This is a genomic window from Halalkalicoccus subterraneus, from assembly GCF_003697815.1.
GTDB lineage: Archaea > Halobacteriota > Halobacteria > Halobacteriales > Halalkalicoccaceae > Halalkalicoccus > Halalkalicoccus subterraneus.
The window spans coordinates 50,480-67,018 of the sequence record NZ_RDQG01000037.1; the positions used below are offsets into that span (position 1 = coordinate 50,480).

The following is a 16,539-nucleotide window of genomic DNA, read 5'->3' on the forward strand; positions in this document are numbered from 1 at the left end:
AGCAGAGCAAAACGGGACAACCGTTGAGTCATTGTTCGAGAATCGGCTTGCCGTATGTTTCCGGATTCTTGGCTACAATGTCGAGGATCTAGGGCAAGGAAGTGGACGTAATCCGGATAGGATCTTCACCTATCGGGGGAACGACAGCAGTTACGCGGTTATCTACGATGCCAAATCGAGTGCTGAGCCCTATCGATTACGGACGGACGCTGAGCGACAATTTGAAGACTACATCAATCAGCCTATTAGCGAGCTTCAACGGCGAGGCTTTGACAATATCTATTTCGCCGTTATCTCGGGGTCGTTCGTTGATGAGGCTCGTGAAGAAATTCGTGCGCTGAAGATCCGGACGCCGATTCGGGAAGTCCGGTTGCTTGAGGCTAACGCCGTTATTGAACTGCTTGAGAATTCGCTTCGAGATCCGGAGTTTCGGCTTGGTCCTGGTGGATATCAGGGTGTTGGGTTGCAGGACTTCTTTGTTGAGAGTGGGGTTCTTACTGAGGCCGACGTTCGGGAAGAACTTGGGTTGTAGAGAGCAGGTTTTTGTGGGTTGTGGCGACTGTCAGCTCTCCATCAATGACAGTGACACCGAATCGTTAATCACTCATGGATGAGACAAACGGTGCATACGCTCATTCGGATCTCATGTCCCGATCTGCTACCCCAACATAACGTGAGTTTGTTGCTGAGGAGTTCGAAACCCCTCCCGGCCCTGTGGGAATTGCTAGCCGATTATACCCATACTAAACTCGATCACAGTGATCGCACTGGCGGTGATCGAAAGTGGCCGTTCTGTTGCGATAAATCGCTTTTTCATTTTTTCGGCGAAATCGAATTCCCCGTTATCCGCATTCATACTTTCTCGTAATACTTCAATAGCTGTTTGAAGTATCCACCACGCTTCTTCCTCAGATTTGACTTCATTGAGATGGATTGCAACCCCCTCTGTTGCCTGGCTTGGATTAGATGTCAAAACAACGTATGCCGGTAGACGAGCGTGGTCTATATTATCAATATCGAAAATCAACTGTTTTTCTTCACGCTTGTCGCCCGTTCGGACGTACCATTCACCTACCCCTAGCTCATTACGAATTTGATCTCTGTCGATTTTATTTGCAGGATGTTCCGTATTCCTTTCCAGGCCCACTTCAACAATGTAACCCTTTCCTTTCGGTACTTCGGCAAGGGTGTTTACTGTAAGTGCCACTCTTCATTATTGGAGTACGACTAAATATAGGTTATTTCGTGCACCTCTAGAAATTCTCCTTGCATTCAATGGAACAATTTCTGTCTTAATGTGAACAAGAGCAGGCCGACTATGCGGATCTCTAAGCAGCTATTCGACGATTGACTTGAACCGGCTGCTGATCGAAGCCGAACCGATCAACAGATGCCTTGATCAATCGAAACACGGACTCGGACAGGTCAAAGACTGGCTTTAGAAGGACAACTTCGAAGCTAATCTCGGGATGGTGACCGACAGCCTGCCATGGATCTTCATCAAATATGGTCAGGACACATGACGACAGTGCTCATTACGGTGGAACACTTCATACATCGGTAAATGAACAACACAGATCGTTCTGACGATAACGAATCAGATGAGTCCCAAGAACCATCCGCTCCTGACGGAGACGGGGCAATTGACGCTGACGAGCTTCTCAATGAGATACAAGCCCGACGTGACGAACAGCGACAACAAGTATCCTACGAGTGGTGCGAAACCATTCGAGACGCGGGTGAACGTTATCGTGAACTCAACGACATTGATAGCGTTGTTGAGACTCTGTCACAACCCGAAGACGATATTCGGGAGGCACTTACAGTTTACCGATTAATTTTCGAAGAACCTCCGGGTATGGCAGCTTCGATCGCCACACGGACTAGTCGTGCTTTTTTCGCTATGGACGCAAATCCTGATGAGACAATCGGCCTAGGGGATCGAGATGATTCAATTGAGGATCTAGTTTGTGAGCATGTTGGCTCTATCTATCTTGAGTATGATCTTGACGAGAAACCAGTTGGTGATCCAGTGGATCAGACGGTACCGGAGCATCCGACCAATCTGGAAGCGTTTCGGGAGATGATAACGGAGACAAGGTCGATATCAACGGCTGCATCGGCAGTAGCTAGCATGGATGACTGGAATAAGAAGATCGTAGAGCAGATGCGGCCTTCGATTCAGACAATTGCAATGACTACAGCGACAGATAGTCTAAATAAAGTGCTTGCCCAGCAGCGCTCTCTATCGGACAAGACAATGGCGGCTGCATTTCGTCCATCGTTGATGTCTGAGCCGCTGCTTCGTTCTCAGACAAACTTGATTGATACAGCAATGGTATCGATGTTAGACCGGCGGCATGAGTTACTGCAGGCTGTGATGTCTCCTGTCTTCGAGCAACTCGCACAGCACCATAGAATGTTCACGAACACTGCTATACAGTCTATAGTCGACTCATTCGACGATATCGTGTTCCCGTCATCAGTGCTCGCCGATCTAGTCTCGATCCAGCCAGCGATTGATACCTCTACTCTATTCACAACGTCACCAATTGTTTCAGCAGCGGCAGCTTCTCAAGTAGAGTATTCAAGGGTGTCGTACCCATTTGCTTCAACGCCCGAATCTGACTTCACCGATTCCGATTCTGTGGACTCACCGGTTTCTTCTGATATATCGTCGATAGACGCGCCTGTGGAGCCGTCTACGGATGTAGAACTAGATTCTATGCCGGTAGAGGCCACGATTGATGCGACTCTTCCCAGCACTGGCATGGTCTCGTCGGAACTGATGTTCGAAATCCCTGTACTGCTGGTCGAATCAATACTGAGTGCAGGCGAGGCTAGAACTTGGTTCACTCAGTTGCCATACGACCATCAGATCACAGTGGTTAATTTTCTTTTAGTCTCAACTACGTTCTATGTGACCCAGAATGCATTGTTGACCACTCTTTCAGCGACTCTCTCACCAGCTGTTCGGCAAATGATATCTAAAGAAAATCATAGTAGGCGCTAAAGAACCCAATAGAACAATTGGAAGGGCCGACATCTGGAATCTTAAGATTACGAATGAGAAAGAGAATCATTATCTCGCCGCCTTTTGGTACAATTATGACATTCAAGACGGTTTGAAATCGTTTGAAGCGGGTTGCGTTTGGTGAGCTCTTGGTCACACGATGAACACCGTATAGGATCAGTCACACCGACTCCATTCCCGTATCCAATAGTAATGGTTCGGCTTATGCTACCGTCAGTTATGTTGAAATCAACTTCACCTCGCTCGTACTCGATTTCGGTCAGAGTGAGAGGTGTGACATTCACGTCAAGTGAGTGTCTTTCTCGGATTTCGCGTTGCCGCTCGGGAAATCCTCTGTCGCGACGTTCCCGTAGCTCGTTGAGCGTCTCGTCGAGTTCCTCATACTCCGATTTGAGTCCCTTCCGTTCCCGCAGCGCTTGGACGCGTGACTCCTCGTCTTCGGTGTTGATTTGCCCACTCAAATCGCTGATCTTCGACAACAAATTCGAGTGTTCTTTCTGTAGTTCCTGGATACGATGTTCTTGCAGCTGGCGGTAGTCTTCTACCTCTGAATCTGCAGCACGAGAGGCTTCTCGATGGATCTCATCGAGTCGGTCTTGTATACCGTCGAGGACCAGCTCACGAGCCAAATCAAGAAGTGGTTGCGCTTCTGCCTTCGTCAATTGTGCGTCGCCACCGGAGACTGCGTCGGACCCTATTGATGTCAGTTCGAGGAAAGAACCCTCCAATCTCGGCAGGTGTTCCTCTGACCGTGTATCCACAGCGACGGCGCGGAGGAACTCTTGTTGGTATTCACTGACGGTCTCGATGCCGAGACGAAAGAGAACCACAACGGCTGTGCGGTCGTAATACGGGGTGAACTGCGCGTTCTGTACTTCGACAGCACCGTTCTGGATCCACTCCGGAATCTTGACATCTGAGTCATCCTCTATCGATAGCTTGCCAGTAGGCGACCGTTCACCCGCCTCACGGAGTAGCCGCTGAAAGAACGCACTCTCCGGATGGATCCGTTTTGTACTATCATCTTCTTGGGTATTCCCCCCACGGATAAGTGTGTGTCTCCCGTGAGAGATCTCGGTGTCCGTTTCATCAGGAACCGAAACTACCCAGCAATCTTCGTTTCGCTCGATTGAACATCCAATTGAACGGAGATATCGTTCGGTAAACTGCTCTACCGCTGATTGCGTGACAGGAACTGCAGCGTCAATCATCGCTCGCCCCTAGATCGAAGCCTTCGAATACGCCGCTATTGAACTCCTCCAGTTTATCAGCGAGTTCACGTTGTTCCTGCAGGTCAACGGCCATCGCATCGAAGTCGTTCTCAAGATCGACTTCGGAATTAGCGTTCACCAGCCGTTCGAAGATCTCGTCTTCAAAGCTCGTCCCGGACTCCTCTAACCGGCTTAGAATTGAGCTTAGCTCCCCAACACTCTGCTGGAACAGGTCGATCTTGTGGTACAGTCGTTCCAGTACATACTCCTCGACTGTATTTTTCAGTGCCATATTGAAGACGAACACGTCTCGCTTCTGCCCGATTCGGTGTATACGCCCGATACGCTGTTCCACACGCATTGGATTCCATGGAAGGTCTAAATTAACCAATATATTACAAAATTGTAAGTTCCTGCCTTCGCTCATCGCGTCGGTTGAAACGAGGATTCCTCCTTCTTCCTCGAAGTCTCTCACTATCTGTTCCTTCTCGCTGCTGGAGTGGCCACCGTGAAACGCATGTACTGTGTACCCCTCAGAGGCGAGTCGGTGGAGAATCTGTCGCTGGGTTGCCCGGAACTGGGTAAAGACAATGACTCTTCCCATCTCGACATTGTCGCGGGCCTCTTCGACGATGTCCAGCAGTCGCTCCTGTTTGGTTACTATATCGATTTTGTCGATCAGATTTAGAATGGACTCCAGTTCGTCCGCGTGCGTAAGCTCGGACTGTTCATAGAGTCGCTTTTCGATGGTTTGCTTGAGTGCGACCGGGCTGCTGACAACTTCTTTTTGGAGGAGCATCAATACGAGCTTCTGGCCCTGGTCTTGGCTGTAGGCACCTTTGACGTAGTTAGAGACCGCCTGATAGAGTTCGCGTTCCTTTGAGGTGGGTTCGAACGTCCGTGTGTCGATGGTTCGATCCGTGAAATCGATGTTCGTGTCCTCTCGCCGATTTCGGATCATCACCTTATTCAACCGATCTTGTAGCTCGTTTCTGTTCACCAGCGTTTCCTGATTGCTGTTCACGAAGTAATGGTGGAAGACATCGCGTGTGCCAAACAGTCCAGGGCGGAGTAGCGAGACAACGTTGTACAGGTCCGTCAGTTCGTTCTGGATCGGTGTCGCCGTCAAGAAGAACGCGTAGTTGTAGGAGAGCCGGTCGACCAGGTCGTAGCGGTCCGTCTCTTCATTCTTCACGTAATGGGCCTCATCGAGGACCAGAACGTCCCAGTCGCGGTCGAGGACCATCTGACGGTGTCTTTCGTTTTTCGCAGTGTCAATGCTCGCAATGATGTAGTCGTGGGTGTCGAAGTCCTCAAATTCGTCGTCGTAGTTGCAGATGAAGTCGAGTCCGAATTTTTCACGGAGCTCTGCCTGCCACTGTTTGGCCAGCTGTGCAGGAGTGAGGATGAGGACGGATTCGTCCGTTTCACGGAAGTGCATCTCTTTGAGAATCATCCCGACCTCTATGGTCTTCCCGAGCCCGACCTCGTCTGCGAGGAGGGCCTTCCCGTCCATCTCGAAGAGGGCACGGTAGGCCGCATCCACCTGGTGTTCGAGTAGCTTGACGGAGTTTTCGTCCAGCTCTTTCAACGACCGGAGTTCGGAATCCGGTTGGCCGGCTTGGAGACGGACAGCCTGGATACTCTGTAGATGGTCTCCTTCGGTACCGTCCTCGGACAACGAATCGAGAAGATCGTCAGCAGATTCGTGTGTGACCTCAACATCCACGAGGTCGTACCCGCTCATACGTTCGTAGAAACAGGTGTGCGTGAAATACGTTTTGTGACCGACAACCGTCGATCAGCACGCAGTACTGTTGTTGCGCCTCGGGCTGTGTTCACGGAACCATAGTGTTTATTGGGTGCCACTGAGGTGTGTTTAAGTATCAAAATGGCACAGATGGGATCCTTATCGAACACTCTCGAAGACACGGTGACCCTCAGCCGCGAGCTTCGGGAAGAAGGGCAGATCGACGGGCAGGTAAAACTCTACAACGTTGACGACGACGGCGAATTCGAGTCTGACGCAGAACTCTTCTTCGAGCGGACACTGATGACGCAGGGTCTTCAAGAGGCACTCTCAATCCTCCGTGATTCGTTAACTGGCGATGACCCACGCGGGACGCACATTCTCTATGGTCCGTACGGCAGTGGGAAGTCCCACCAGATGGTTGCGCTGTACCACTGTTTCGATGATCCTGCAGCAGCAGGCGCGTGGGCGAGTGATTCGGTCGAAGGATTCGATGCTGCGCTTCCGGAGTCCGCGATGCCGATTACGGTGGCGATGCAGAACGAACAGTACGAATATCTCTGGGAGCCGTTCTTCGAGGCGCTCGATTACGACCCTGGGACGTTCGAGTCGGGAGGGTATCCCGACATGCAGACAATTCAGGAGGCTGTTAGCGACGACACAGTCGCATTTTTCGTGGACGAGCTGGAGGACTGGTTCGACACGCTTCAGGGTGACCGCAAGAGCGCGAACAAGGCGTTCCTCCAGTCGCTGCTCGAATCGACCGCGCTCTCGGACCTCGAACTGTACACTATCGTCTCTGTGCTCCGTGAAGGGTCTGAGGTTCACGACATTCTGAACCGCGAACAGGCGGTTGAGGTTAATATGAATAATCAGGTTGACAAGCGAGAGGTCCTGCGCCACCGCCTGATCGACTCCGTCGACGAGAGTGCGGCCCGCGAAATCGTCAACGGGTATTTCGACGCGTACGACCAAGCCGATGGGCACGTCGATCTCCCAGACGACTTGCTGTCGGAGATGCACGACCTCTATCCGTTCCATCCTGTGCTTCTGGACGCGCTTGAGACACGCTACTACGCCGATGAGGGCAACCAGAACACGCGCGGGATGATCTACCTCTTCTCGAAGGTCCTCCTGCAGATGCAGGATCAGACAGACCTGATCACGCACGGCGACATCGACGCCATCGAGTTCGAAGACGAACTGGCGAAGATCAACTACGAACGGCTGAACGCCGCCACCGGAGACATCAAAAGCCGTATCGACACCGATGAAGTGCCTCACGGTCGCCGCATCCTGAACACGATTCTCCTGTACTCGCTGAAGCCCAGCGAAGGCGAGGGCGCGGAGGTCTCGGAGATTGTGATGGGTGCTTACCAGACAGCTGACCTCGTCTCCGACGTCGTCCTCAACCTTGAACGCCTTCACGGAGTCGCGTGGCATCTCCACAAGCTGAACGGAAAGTACGCAATCCGGGACCGACAGAACCCGAACGCGCTCATTCGGAACGCAGCTGTTGACGTGTCGGAGACGTCGGCAAAGGCCGAGATCGCGGACTTCATCACGGACATCTTCGGCTCGAATGCGTACCCGGTCGGGTTCCGGACGAACGATATGCGAGACATCTCGGACAACCGTGAAGTAAAGGTCGTCGTGAAGGACGGCCAGTGGACCCAAACGGAGGTCAAGAAGGTCATCACGAACGACGGTCGCGGACGCGAGTGGCGCAACACGCTCGTGTTCGTCCAGCCCTCGGGGGACAAGGCCATCGAGTCGGGAACGCGGTACATCGACAAGGCACGGTACATCGAGGGTGCACGGCAGGTACTCGCCGACGAGTCGCTTGATGACGAAATCCGCACGTCGATTCGGAGCATGAAGAAGCAAGAGGAGAACGAACTCCGCGAGGAACTCCAACTCCTGTACGGCGATGTGATCGACGGGGATAATTTGATGGACGACGACGAGTGGGCGAAAGTGGAGCCGATGGACCTCGATGTCTTCGTCCTTGACGAGGCGAAACTGGACGCCTCGAACATTGCGAATTCTGCGGCAGCTGACCCGTTCGACCTCCAGTCACACGTCTGGGACATCGCCGAGGACCTGCTGGAACGGCGTGGAGAGATCTCGATCAAGGACATCTACGAGCAGTTCCTCCGTGACCCGGAGCTCCCGATTCCCGGCAGCGCGAACGACGTGTTGAACGCGACCGTCGAAGCGCTCGACGGCAAGCCGGTGCTCGCTCGTGACACCGGCGGGTTCCGCGACGACCTTTCGGGAAGCTCGCTGGACACTGTGCTCGTTCAGCAGGACGACGTGAATGTGTGGGGTGTCGATGACGCCGAGCAGGAACTCCGCCAGCGCTTCGGAAGCGGCACGACTGCGCTTGACATCGGCGACTTCGAGCTGGAGCTCGTTGAGGACAGCGAGATCTGGATCGACGGCGACAGCCACGACGTCGTGATGCGGGCTATTGGTCGGCTCGCCCGTGAGGACCAGTACGTCATCGTGAAGGGGAACGAGATTCTCGATAAGCCACAGTCCGACGCGACCCTCCGCGACGTCGGCGGCGCGGAGGTCGTCGGTGCATCGTCCCTCGTGGACCGCATCGAGACGCACATCGACGACGACGGCTACGCGAACCTCGACACGATCATTGGGGAGGTTCGGTCGGATGAAGCAGTGTTCCTGCCGCCGGACGAGACTGAATCGGTCGCTCGTGAGGCGGTCAACGAATTCCTCGTGGACGACTACGTGCTGGAAGCCGGCGGTCGGTACCTCGGATCGCTCGGTGACCGCGAGCCGACGACAGTCAAGATCGTCCCGACGGTGTCCGATCGAATCGGTGACCAGATTTTGGCGTACATCGAGGACTTGGAACCGAGTGACCAGTTCACCGTGAACAAGGTTACCGACCGGTTCGACGACAGCGTCACCGAGTACATGGTGCGGACGTTCTTGCTGGAGAACATTGGAAAGGACGAGAAGCCGGAGTACGTCGTCAACACGACTGGGTCGGACAAAGCCACCGACTGGGTACCCGGCTACCCGTTCCGAAAGGCCGACACGGAGGCTGATACGTGGCGCTTTGAGTACAACGGCGACGACGTCGCTGCGATGCGGAGCAAGTGGCGGAACAACCACCAGACGGGAAGCGTCGAGTACGGCGACGTCACGTTCATGCTGCCTGAGTGGGAGGGAGTTCCCGGTGCTCTTCAGGGGACCGCCGACGTCGAGCGGACGCAGGTTAGCTTGACATTACGGTCAGAGCAGGACTACACAAAGGTGCAGGATCTGTTCGAGCGGATGCCCGACGAGTCGTCGAGCCTGAAAATCGAGATCAGCTTCCAGAAGTAGATGTCGCTCAGCTGTATTGTCCCCTCATTAACCACTAGTTCCTATTTTTTGTATTCAATCGATTAATACAGGTATCGAAGTAGAATAATTATGACCGAATGAGTGATTATAGCCCTCAAATTACAAAGGAAAAGGTCATCAGTCGTCATCTATCGGCCTGTCGTGTCAGCGGTACTTGTGTCTCTGTGGTTGAGTTTCTTCTCCTTTGAGGTAGTGGATGTTAATCAGGATGTTTATTTCACTCTATACTCAGTTCCCCGCTAAGAGACCTATGTCAACTGATACTCTGCCAAAGGAACAATTACATCAGAAACTCCTTTCAGCCCTTGATGATGCTGTGGTAGACTATTCTGATACTTCACAGAAGCCATTAGAGATAACGCTGGATCACCCGCTCCCTCCGAAAGTTAGAGTATATATGTATAATGTCACAAGTCCCGAAGGAGATCGGCCAGATGACGAATACAAAGCACAACTAATAGCACCGGGTCAAGATAGCGACGAACGAGGTTCTTTCGATTTCTCTGATGATTGGCTTGTTCTCCTAATAGGTTACGAACAGTATGATGAGGTTTTTGTATTATGGGATGGATATTTACATCCGAACTTTTCGTTCTCAAAAACAGTCTATGTGAAGCAATGGGCTATCAGGAAGGCAGTCCGCGGTGAGTTGGGAGAACAGACTAGAAATTTACAAACTGGCGAAGAAGTGGTTATCACGGCCAATAGTGAGAATCTAAATGAGGCAATCCGTTTGCGAACCTCGCTCTCGAGTTCATCTCTCCCAGAGGGAACAGAAGCAGCTGGCGTATCCAATCCAGATCCGGAAAAGAAGGCTACTGACTATAATATACCGGATAAAAGGACATCAGAGATCACCAGAAAAATCCGGAATACAATTATCGTAAATAATCTAAAGCAGAGATACAACTACCGTTGTCAGGTTTGCGGGGATCGTCGAAAACAATCTAGGGAGAATTACTATGCTGAAGGACATCATTTGAAACCTCTGAGTGAGGGGGGGCCTGATGATATCAGGAACATAATCATACTCTGTCCAAATCACCACGCTGACTTCGATTTTGGGATGGTCAAAGTTGACCCTAATTCATTAGAAATCGATCACTATTACGAGGATAAAAAAAGAGAAATCGAACTCCGACCAGGTCATGAGATTAATCCCGGATTTCTAGAGTACAATAACGCTCATATCGCCGAATTCTGAGACTAATAATCAACTGATAACAGTGCTTAGTAGTCCGAGAGGCGGCACTCTAGAATATTTCGGTATACCAGTACCCCACAATGCGTCGCCAGCTAATTCGGCCTAAGTTCATCTGCCCGTCCTGACGACCCGCCATTAGCCAGTTCCTTGTCTTCTAGAGCGTCTGAGATAGCGGCATTAATTAATCGAGCGTCAGCGCTAACGGCTGGATCTGCCAACTTTGCTGCTTGTACGAACGGCTTTGTGTTCGGACCCTTGACTTACGTTTTGATAGAATATCACTTTGAACTGGGTAGTTCTTGGTCCTAAGCTTCCAGAAATCTGTACAGAAACGCGGTTTCTGACTTGGGGTCACCGATGTCGTGGCGGACAGTGTATGTCTTGTCGTCCACACACTGTTCTTGAAAACGATCTAGAAGAGCAGATTTACCCGATTCACTCGGACCAACTACTGCGTAGAGCTCTCCCTCACCCAATTCTAACCTGTCTTGCAGCTTCACAAGTTCCGATTTACGATTGACGAACGGAACAGCAGTTGACACAGTTACAACAGGCTACTGACCGTTGTAGTATCACTGTTGTCGAGACACCCGAATCCTTATGCGGTCAGATTGTGCTTCATCCTCATATGACAGATAGCTCCAGAGGGAAGCAGATTTCTGAACGTCAATCCCTCCCGATTGAAAAGGGATTCCCTATTGAGCGGGTGAACGAGATCGCCGAGAAGGAAGGCCGTGCGAAGATGTACTACCGGCCGATTTACACTATGCACAAGTGGTGGGCACGTCGTCTCGGCTGCGTCTTCCGTGCTATCTCTCTGTATACGCTTCTGGATGATCCAGAAAAGGTGGAAGTGTTTGAACCAGGGAACGAGGACCAGACACTCGCCGGCTGGGGTGACGACGACGCCGAAGAATTCGATGTTGCGTCCCTGCTTGAGCAGGTAGATATGACGGATCCGGAGAGCCTTTGGAAACTCTACCCCAAAGACGTACGCGTTGAAGACAAGAAGATCCTCGATCCGTTTATGGGGGGTGGAACCTCGCTAGTTGAGGCATCGCGTTTCGGTGCCGAGGTCATTGGCAACGACCTGAATCCGGTCGCCTGGTTCGTCACCAAAAAAGAACTTGAAGCTGGCCAGACCGACGTCGAAGACCTCAAAGCCGCCTTCAAGGAGGTTAAGGAGGACGTCGCCGACGAGATTACGCAGTATTACCGGACACCCTGCCCGAACGGCGACCACGAGGCTAACGTGATGTACAACTTCTGGGTCAAGGAGTTGGACTGCGTCTCCTGTGGGCACACTGTTCCGCTCTTCAAAGACTACCGTGTCGCGAAAGGCCGGTACGAGAACGACGACCAGTATAATGTGCTTTGCCCGGACTGTGGGGCAGTCACACTTGTAGATGACTGGCAGTCAGAGAGCGTCTGCGACGACTGTGGGCATGGGTTCGTCCCCAAGGAAGGAAACGTCTCCCGTGGCGGGAAGTACAACTGTCCCGACTGCGGACAGAAGTATGCGATTACGGACGCAATTCAGGAGCAGGGAGGCTACGACACGCGACTGTACGCTCTAGAGTATTATTGTGAACACTGTGAGGATATAGGTAAAGAGCGGAGCTTGTACAAAGGGTACAAAAGGGCTGAAGATACGGATGTTCAGCTCTTTAACGAAGCAAAAGAAAGATGGGAAGGAAATGAAGAACTCCGTTCTTATTCACCTTCTGAACAGGTCCCCGAGGGACACATTCCTTCAGAAAGAAATCCTATCTTTGACCATGGGTATGAAGAGTGGCAGGATATGTTCACTGAAAGACAGATGTTTGGCCTGAGTACGCTTCTACGTTCAATTGACCAGAACGTGTCGGACGATAATCTTAGAGAATTATTGCTTCTGGGCTTCTCTGACTGTCTGATGTTCAATAGTACTTTTTCTATCTACAATCTAAACGCTAACAAGATCGAGGGAACGTTTAGGATGAACTCATTCGTTCCCCAGACAGACTTCGTTGAGAACAATCTCTGGGGTACTAAATTCGGACGGGGGACTTTCTCCAATACTATGGACAAAGTCTTCAATGCTGTAGAATACGCCTCAAACCCCACAGAACGCTATATCGAAGATGGTGAGACAAAAGAGTCAGAGCCATTCTCGAAGGAAATTGGTGGAACACATACTCTAAATCTGGGTGACGCTAGGACGATTGATTTCGGGGAAAACGAATTTGACGCAGTAATCACAGATCCACCGTACTATGATAATGTCATGTACTCAGAAGTTGCTGATTATTTTTATGTTTGGCAAAAGCTTCTACTCGAGGATGAATATCCGGGGTTCGATAACGAAAAAACACCCCGAGCAGATAGTATTGTTACCAATCCGTTCCACGATAAAACGGCAGAAGATTTTGAGTCTGAGCTGGGGCAAGCGTTCGAAAATATCCACCGCCATCTCAAGTCGGATGGACTGTTAGCATTTACTTATCACCACTCTGATTCGGAATCTTGGGGAGAATTACTGGAGTCCCTCTGCGAGACTGGATTCGAGGTAACGGCCACGTATCCCATCTCATCAGACCTGAACAAGTTCATCAGCGGAGAAGCCGTCTCCTTCGATATCGTCGTCGTCGCCCGCCCCATCGACGACACCGAGCCAGCCTCGTGGAAATCCCTCCGCCGCGACATTTATCGAACGGCCCGCCGTACCCGCACGCAACTCGACGAGAACCGCGACCTCTCCCGCGGCGACATCGGCGTGATGGAGATGGGCGCGTGTTTCCGCGAGTACTCCAAGCACCACGGGAAGGTGCAGCGCGACGGCGAGATCATGTCCGCCAAGGAAGTCGTCCAGGAGATATACGGCATCATCCAGGACGCCAGCGACATCGGCGTCGAAGACGTGTTCATCGACTTGCTCGACACGCCGGACGTCTCCTACGACGACGTCAACAAGCTCTGCCGCGGGACGAACGCTACCCCGGAGGACCTCAAGGAGACGCGCCTGTACAACCAGGACGACGGCTTCGAACTCGGCACGTGGGACAACGAGAAACGGCAGGCGTACATCCAGGAGCGCGTCAACGGCGACGGTGGCGAACACCTCTCGAACCTCGACAAGCTCCAGTTCCTCCGGTACCGCTACGAGAAGGGACAGGCGGTCCAGAACTACGTCGAGAAGTGGGACGTCGATGACGACCTACGTGAACTCGCTGGTCGGCTCGCCGACGTGACCGGCGACGACACGTACACGCGGGTTCTCGGCGACCGGGATATCACGAGCTACTAACCATGGCAGGACCAGGCCAAATCCCCGGACGATACAATATCATCCTCGAAGGGGAGTACGACGTGTTCGACCACCAGATACCGGTCGAGGAGTTCGTCAAGCGTCTCAAAAATGACGACGTGCCAGACAAAGTCAGCGTCGTTGGACTGGGTGACGCGTTCACGGACGGTGACCTGGTAGACGAACTTGCTCGTGAAATGGATCGACGAGCGAACGACTTGGAGTATCAGATCCCGACCGTCCAGTTCGTCGTCAAAGGGTCGTTCCACCGAAGCGGGAAGACCTATGACCTCCGTTACAACGACGCACTGCACTCCCTGCAACAGGTCTTCGGCCCGCAGCTCGAACGGAAAGAGGAGGGTGATTGGCTCGTTGCACCGTTTTAGTCGGTAACCCGGTTCGGAACACAAACGTTCTTTACCGGTATTGATTAGACGCTTCAGATAGGAGATGAAACAAATGGGTGTCTTCGAAGTCGAACCGCAGGAGTTCCCCGACCGGGTGAGCTTCAATCACTACCTGGCGGAACATTACGACACCCTCATCGAGAACGATCTCTACGTTATCGCCGGTCTGACTGAATACTCCCGAGAAGATTTCCTCGACCTGCTCAGGGACAGCGGCTACGAGATCGTTGAGGACTACGGGGGAATCCAAAAGATTCGCTGTGACTACGGCGGTGACCAGCCAGCCGAATTCTACCTCTCCTATGACGTGGAGGATAACGTCATTTTGTTCTATACGGATATGCGGAAGACCGAGGAGGTAGAGAATACCATCGAGCCCTTCCTAGAGAATAAGCCCGGTGTTCACTACCTGTACATCAGTCCGAGCCTCCTCCAAGACATCCGGGAGAAGATCGTTTCCGAGGACCCCGCTACTGAGATCACCGAGTTCGTAGCCAAGCGGACAGAGCGCACTGATACAAGTGCTCGATTCCGGCCAGAAGAATGGCGCACGATCAATTACTACGGCAGAGATGGGCTTGAGAGTCTTCGTGAGATGGAAGAACACTACGGGGTACTTCCACGGATCATGGCATTCAACGTCCCCGGTGATCTTTGCTTCCGGATCAATCACAAAGGAGTGTTCAAACTCAAGAACGGTAGCCTGAAACGCCTCTTCAAGCACATCGAAACCTGTATCGAAGAAGCGCTCAAGGTAAAGCAGGCGTACGAGCGCACCGACTTCGAGATGATTACAGCCTCTGCCCAGCTCGAAGTCCCTACCTCCGAACCAGCGGCAATCACACTGAACAATCGGATCCGATACCACGAACTTGACGGATTGAAGGACAGCATGCAGGACCGAGACTACGTGCTTGTTGGGTCGTACTCCGAGGAGGGTTCGCTGTATTTCACCACTGAGGTCATCGACCAAGTCAAAAACAGCACGTTCCGGATCAAAGCAAACGAAGACCAAATCAGAGTCTTCCCACAGGATGAAAGCAATCTCGGCACCTTCTACCGGTTTTATGAGTTCATCCAAGACAGCGTCGATGAGAGCGCCGAACTAGCACCAGCATAGCGCATGACGGTCGATGAGTTGGACGATGAAGAGGTCCGCAAGCAGTACGCGATTATCACCGATCGCGTTCCCTCCTACAAGGAACGGAAGGCAGAATGCGAAGATGAGCTCCAGAGTGATGACGAGGTAGTTGAGAACGCGAGAAAGGAGGTTGAAGCAGGGATTCGAAACGGGCGAAAGCACGATAATCTCCTTACGTCTACAATCTCGGCATTCCTCCCGAACGGTTCGGTTCAACAACAGACGGGCTGGACGTTCCGCGGTGCAGAACCACTGTCGGAGTATAATGAGCCGAATGCTGATGCCATCTTCTGTAATCCTGATCGGAACCTCGCGCTCATTGTCGAATGTAAGACCAGCCTCTCTTCACCGGGGAACGCTCTAACCCAAATCTATGACGCAGCTGACGCAGTCCGGGAATACCGTGATGAACTCTCGGAGAACATCGGGATGGAGATCAAGCGGCTCGAAACAGCAATTTGTGTTCCAAGTTACCTTGACGAACAATTAGCGCAACGAATTGAGTATGAGGAGCAGAACGGCGACGCTCGGGAACAGGTCTACGTCTGGAGATGGCACTACCTGCAGGAGGGTGAACGAATCGATCTCTTCACTAGTTTTGACAACCGAACTCGTTCCGAGGCTACGCACGACAGTAAACTCACTCAGGTTCTGAACTCGAGTGTCGAAATCACAAAGGAGAGGCAGGCGACACCATCGTTCTTCCCGTCTTCGCACACCTTCCACATCATGGAAGCGGCGCTCTCGCAGCTTCTAAAGAAGCGAATCAGGAACGAAGGTCCGCTGAGAGAATTCACTGATACGGAGTTACACAATATCCTGATATCTCAGCGCCACCTCCCTCACTATAACGCAAACAAGATTGGTACACGGATTTACGATGGCCTGATGGACCGACTAGAGTCGGATAACCTGGTCACGACCATCGATCAAGAAGAAACCGAACTCACGGCAGGTGAGAAGTTCTATCGCTACCGGGTACGGGGCCGTTCCGTCGAAACGGTACTGAAGAATCTGCAGGAGAAATACCGAACAAAAGCAATTGACCGAAAGATCGAGATCAAGGCCATGAGGAAGGTCATCGAAGAGTTTGACGAAGACCAGAGTTCATTGGGCGACTTCGGATGA

At 52.1% G+C, this 16,539-nt stretch carries 11 protein-coding genes; 8 read left to right on the top strand and 3 right to left on the bottom strand.

Annotated features, from left to right (window positions below; all coding sequences use genetic code 11):
* Positions 1-532: hypothetical protein (locus EAO80_RS20025; RefSeq protein WP_211330676.1), on the top strand; the 532-nt coding region annotated here is incomplete at its 5' end.
* A 192-nt stretch (positions 533-724) separates the two neighbouring features.
* Here EAO80_RS20025 and EAO80_RS10085 read toward each other — a convergent pair.
* On the bottom strand, positions 725-1,207 hold the full coding sequence (locus tag EAO80_RS10085; RefSeq protein ID WP_162993958.1) for a hypothetical protein: 483 nt from the start codon (positions 1,205-1,207) through the stop codon (positions 725-727).
* A gap of 357 nt (positions 1,208-1,564) precedes the next feature.
* Here EAO80_RS10085 and EAO80_RS10095 point away from each other — a divergent pair, with 357 nt between their 5' ends.
* Positions 1,565-3,013 (top strand): hypothetical protein, encoded by a 1,449-nt coding sequence (locus tag EAO80_RS10095; protein WP_162993959.1) that lies wholly within the window; start codon positions 1,565-1,567, stop codon positions 3,011-3,013.
* Between the two features lie 47 nt (positions 3,014-3,060).
* On the opposite strand, the gene EAO80_RS10100 is transcribed toward EAO80_RS10095, so the two are convergent.
* Together EAO80_RS10100 and EAO80_RS10105 are read right to left on the bottom strand one after the other, a co-directional pair.
* Positions 3,061-4,245, bottom strand: a complete 1,185-nt coding sequence (locus tag EAO80_RS10100; RefSeq protein WP_122089777.1) for a hypothetical protein — start codon at positions 4,243-4,245, stop codon at positions 3,061-3,063.
* Positions 4,238-5,992: a DEAD/DEAH box helicase gene (locus EAO80_RS10105; RefSeq protein ID WP_122089778.1), complete on the bottom strand. Its 1,755-nt coding sequence runs from the start codon at positions 5,990-5,992 to the stop codon at positions 4,238-4,240. Before EAO80_RS10105 ends, EAO80_RS10100 begins: the two co-directional genes overlap by 8 nt.
* Before the next feature lie 144 nt (positions 5,993-6,136).
* Here EAO80_RS10105 and EAO80_RS10110 point away from each other — a divergent pair, with 144 nt between their 5' ends.
* From EAO80_RS10110 to EAO80_RS10135, 6 genes are all read left to right on the top strand, one after another.
* A complete protein-coding gene (locus EAO80_RS10110) occupies positions 6,137-9,352 on the top strand; it encodes a DUF499 domain-containing protein (protein WP_122089779.1) in 3,216 nt (1,071 codons plus the stop codon).
* Positions 9,353-9,623: 271 nt separating this feature from the next.
* Positions 9,624-10,577 (top strand): HNH endonuclease, encoded by a 954-nt coding sequence (locus EAO80_RS10115; protein ID WP_162993960.1) that lies wholly within the window; start codon positions 9,624-9,626, stop codon positions 10,575-10,577.
* A 628-nt stretch (positions 10,578-11,205) separates the two neighbouring features.
* The gene (locus tag EAO80_RS10120) at positions 11,206-13,863 is read left to right on the top strand and encodes a DUF1156 domain-containing protein (RefSeq protein ID WP_122089781.1); all 2,658 of its coding nucleotides are present in this window, start codon (positions 11,206-11,208) and stop codon (positions 13,861-13,863) included.
* Positions 13,864-13,865: 2 nt separating this feature from the next.
* Positions 13,866-14,249, top strand: a complete 384-nt coding sequence (locus tag EAO80_RS10125) for a hypothetical protein (protein ID WP_122089782.1) — start codon at positions 13,866-13,868, stop codon at positions 14,247-14,249.
* Positions 14,250-14,322: 73 nt separating this feature from the next.
* On the top strand, positions 14,323-15,390 hold the full coding sequence (locus tag EAO80_RS10130) for a hypothetical protein (RefSeq protein ID WP_162993961.1): 1,068 nt from the start codon (positions 14,323-14,325) through the stop codon (positions 15,388-15,390).
* A 3-nt stretch (positions 15,391-15,393) separates the two neighbouring features.
* The gene (locus EAO80_RS10135) at positions 15,394-16,539 is read left to right on the top strand and encodes a myosin/kinesin family protein (RefSeq protein ID WP_122089784.1); all 1,146 of its coding nucleotides are present in this window, start codon (positions 15,394-15,396) and stop codon (positions 16,537-16,539) included.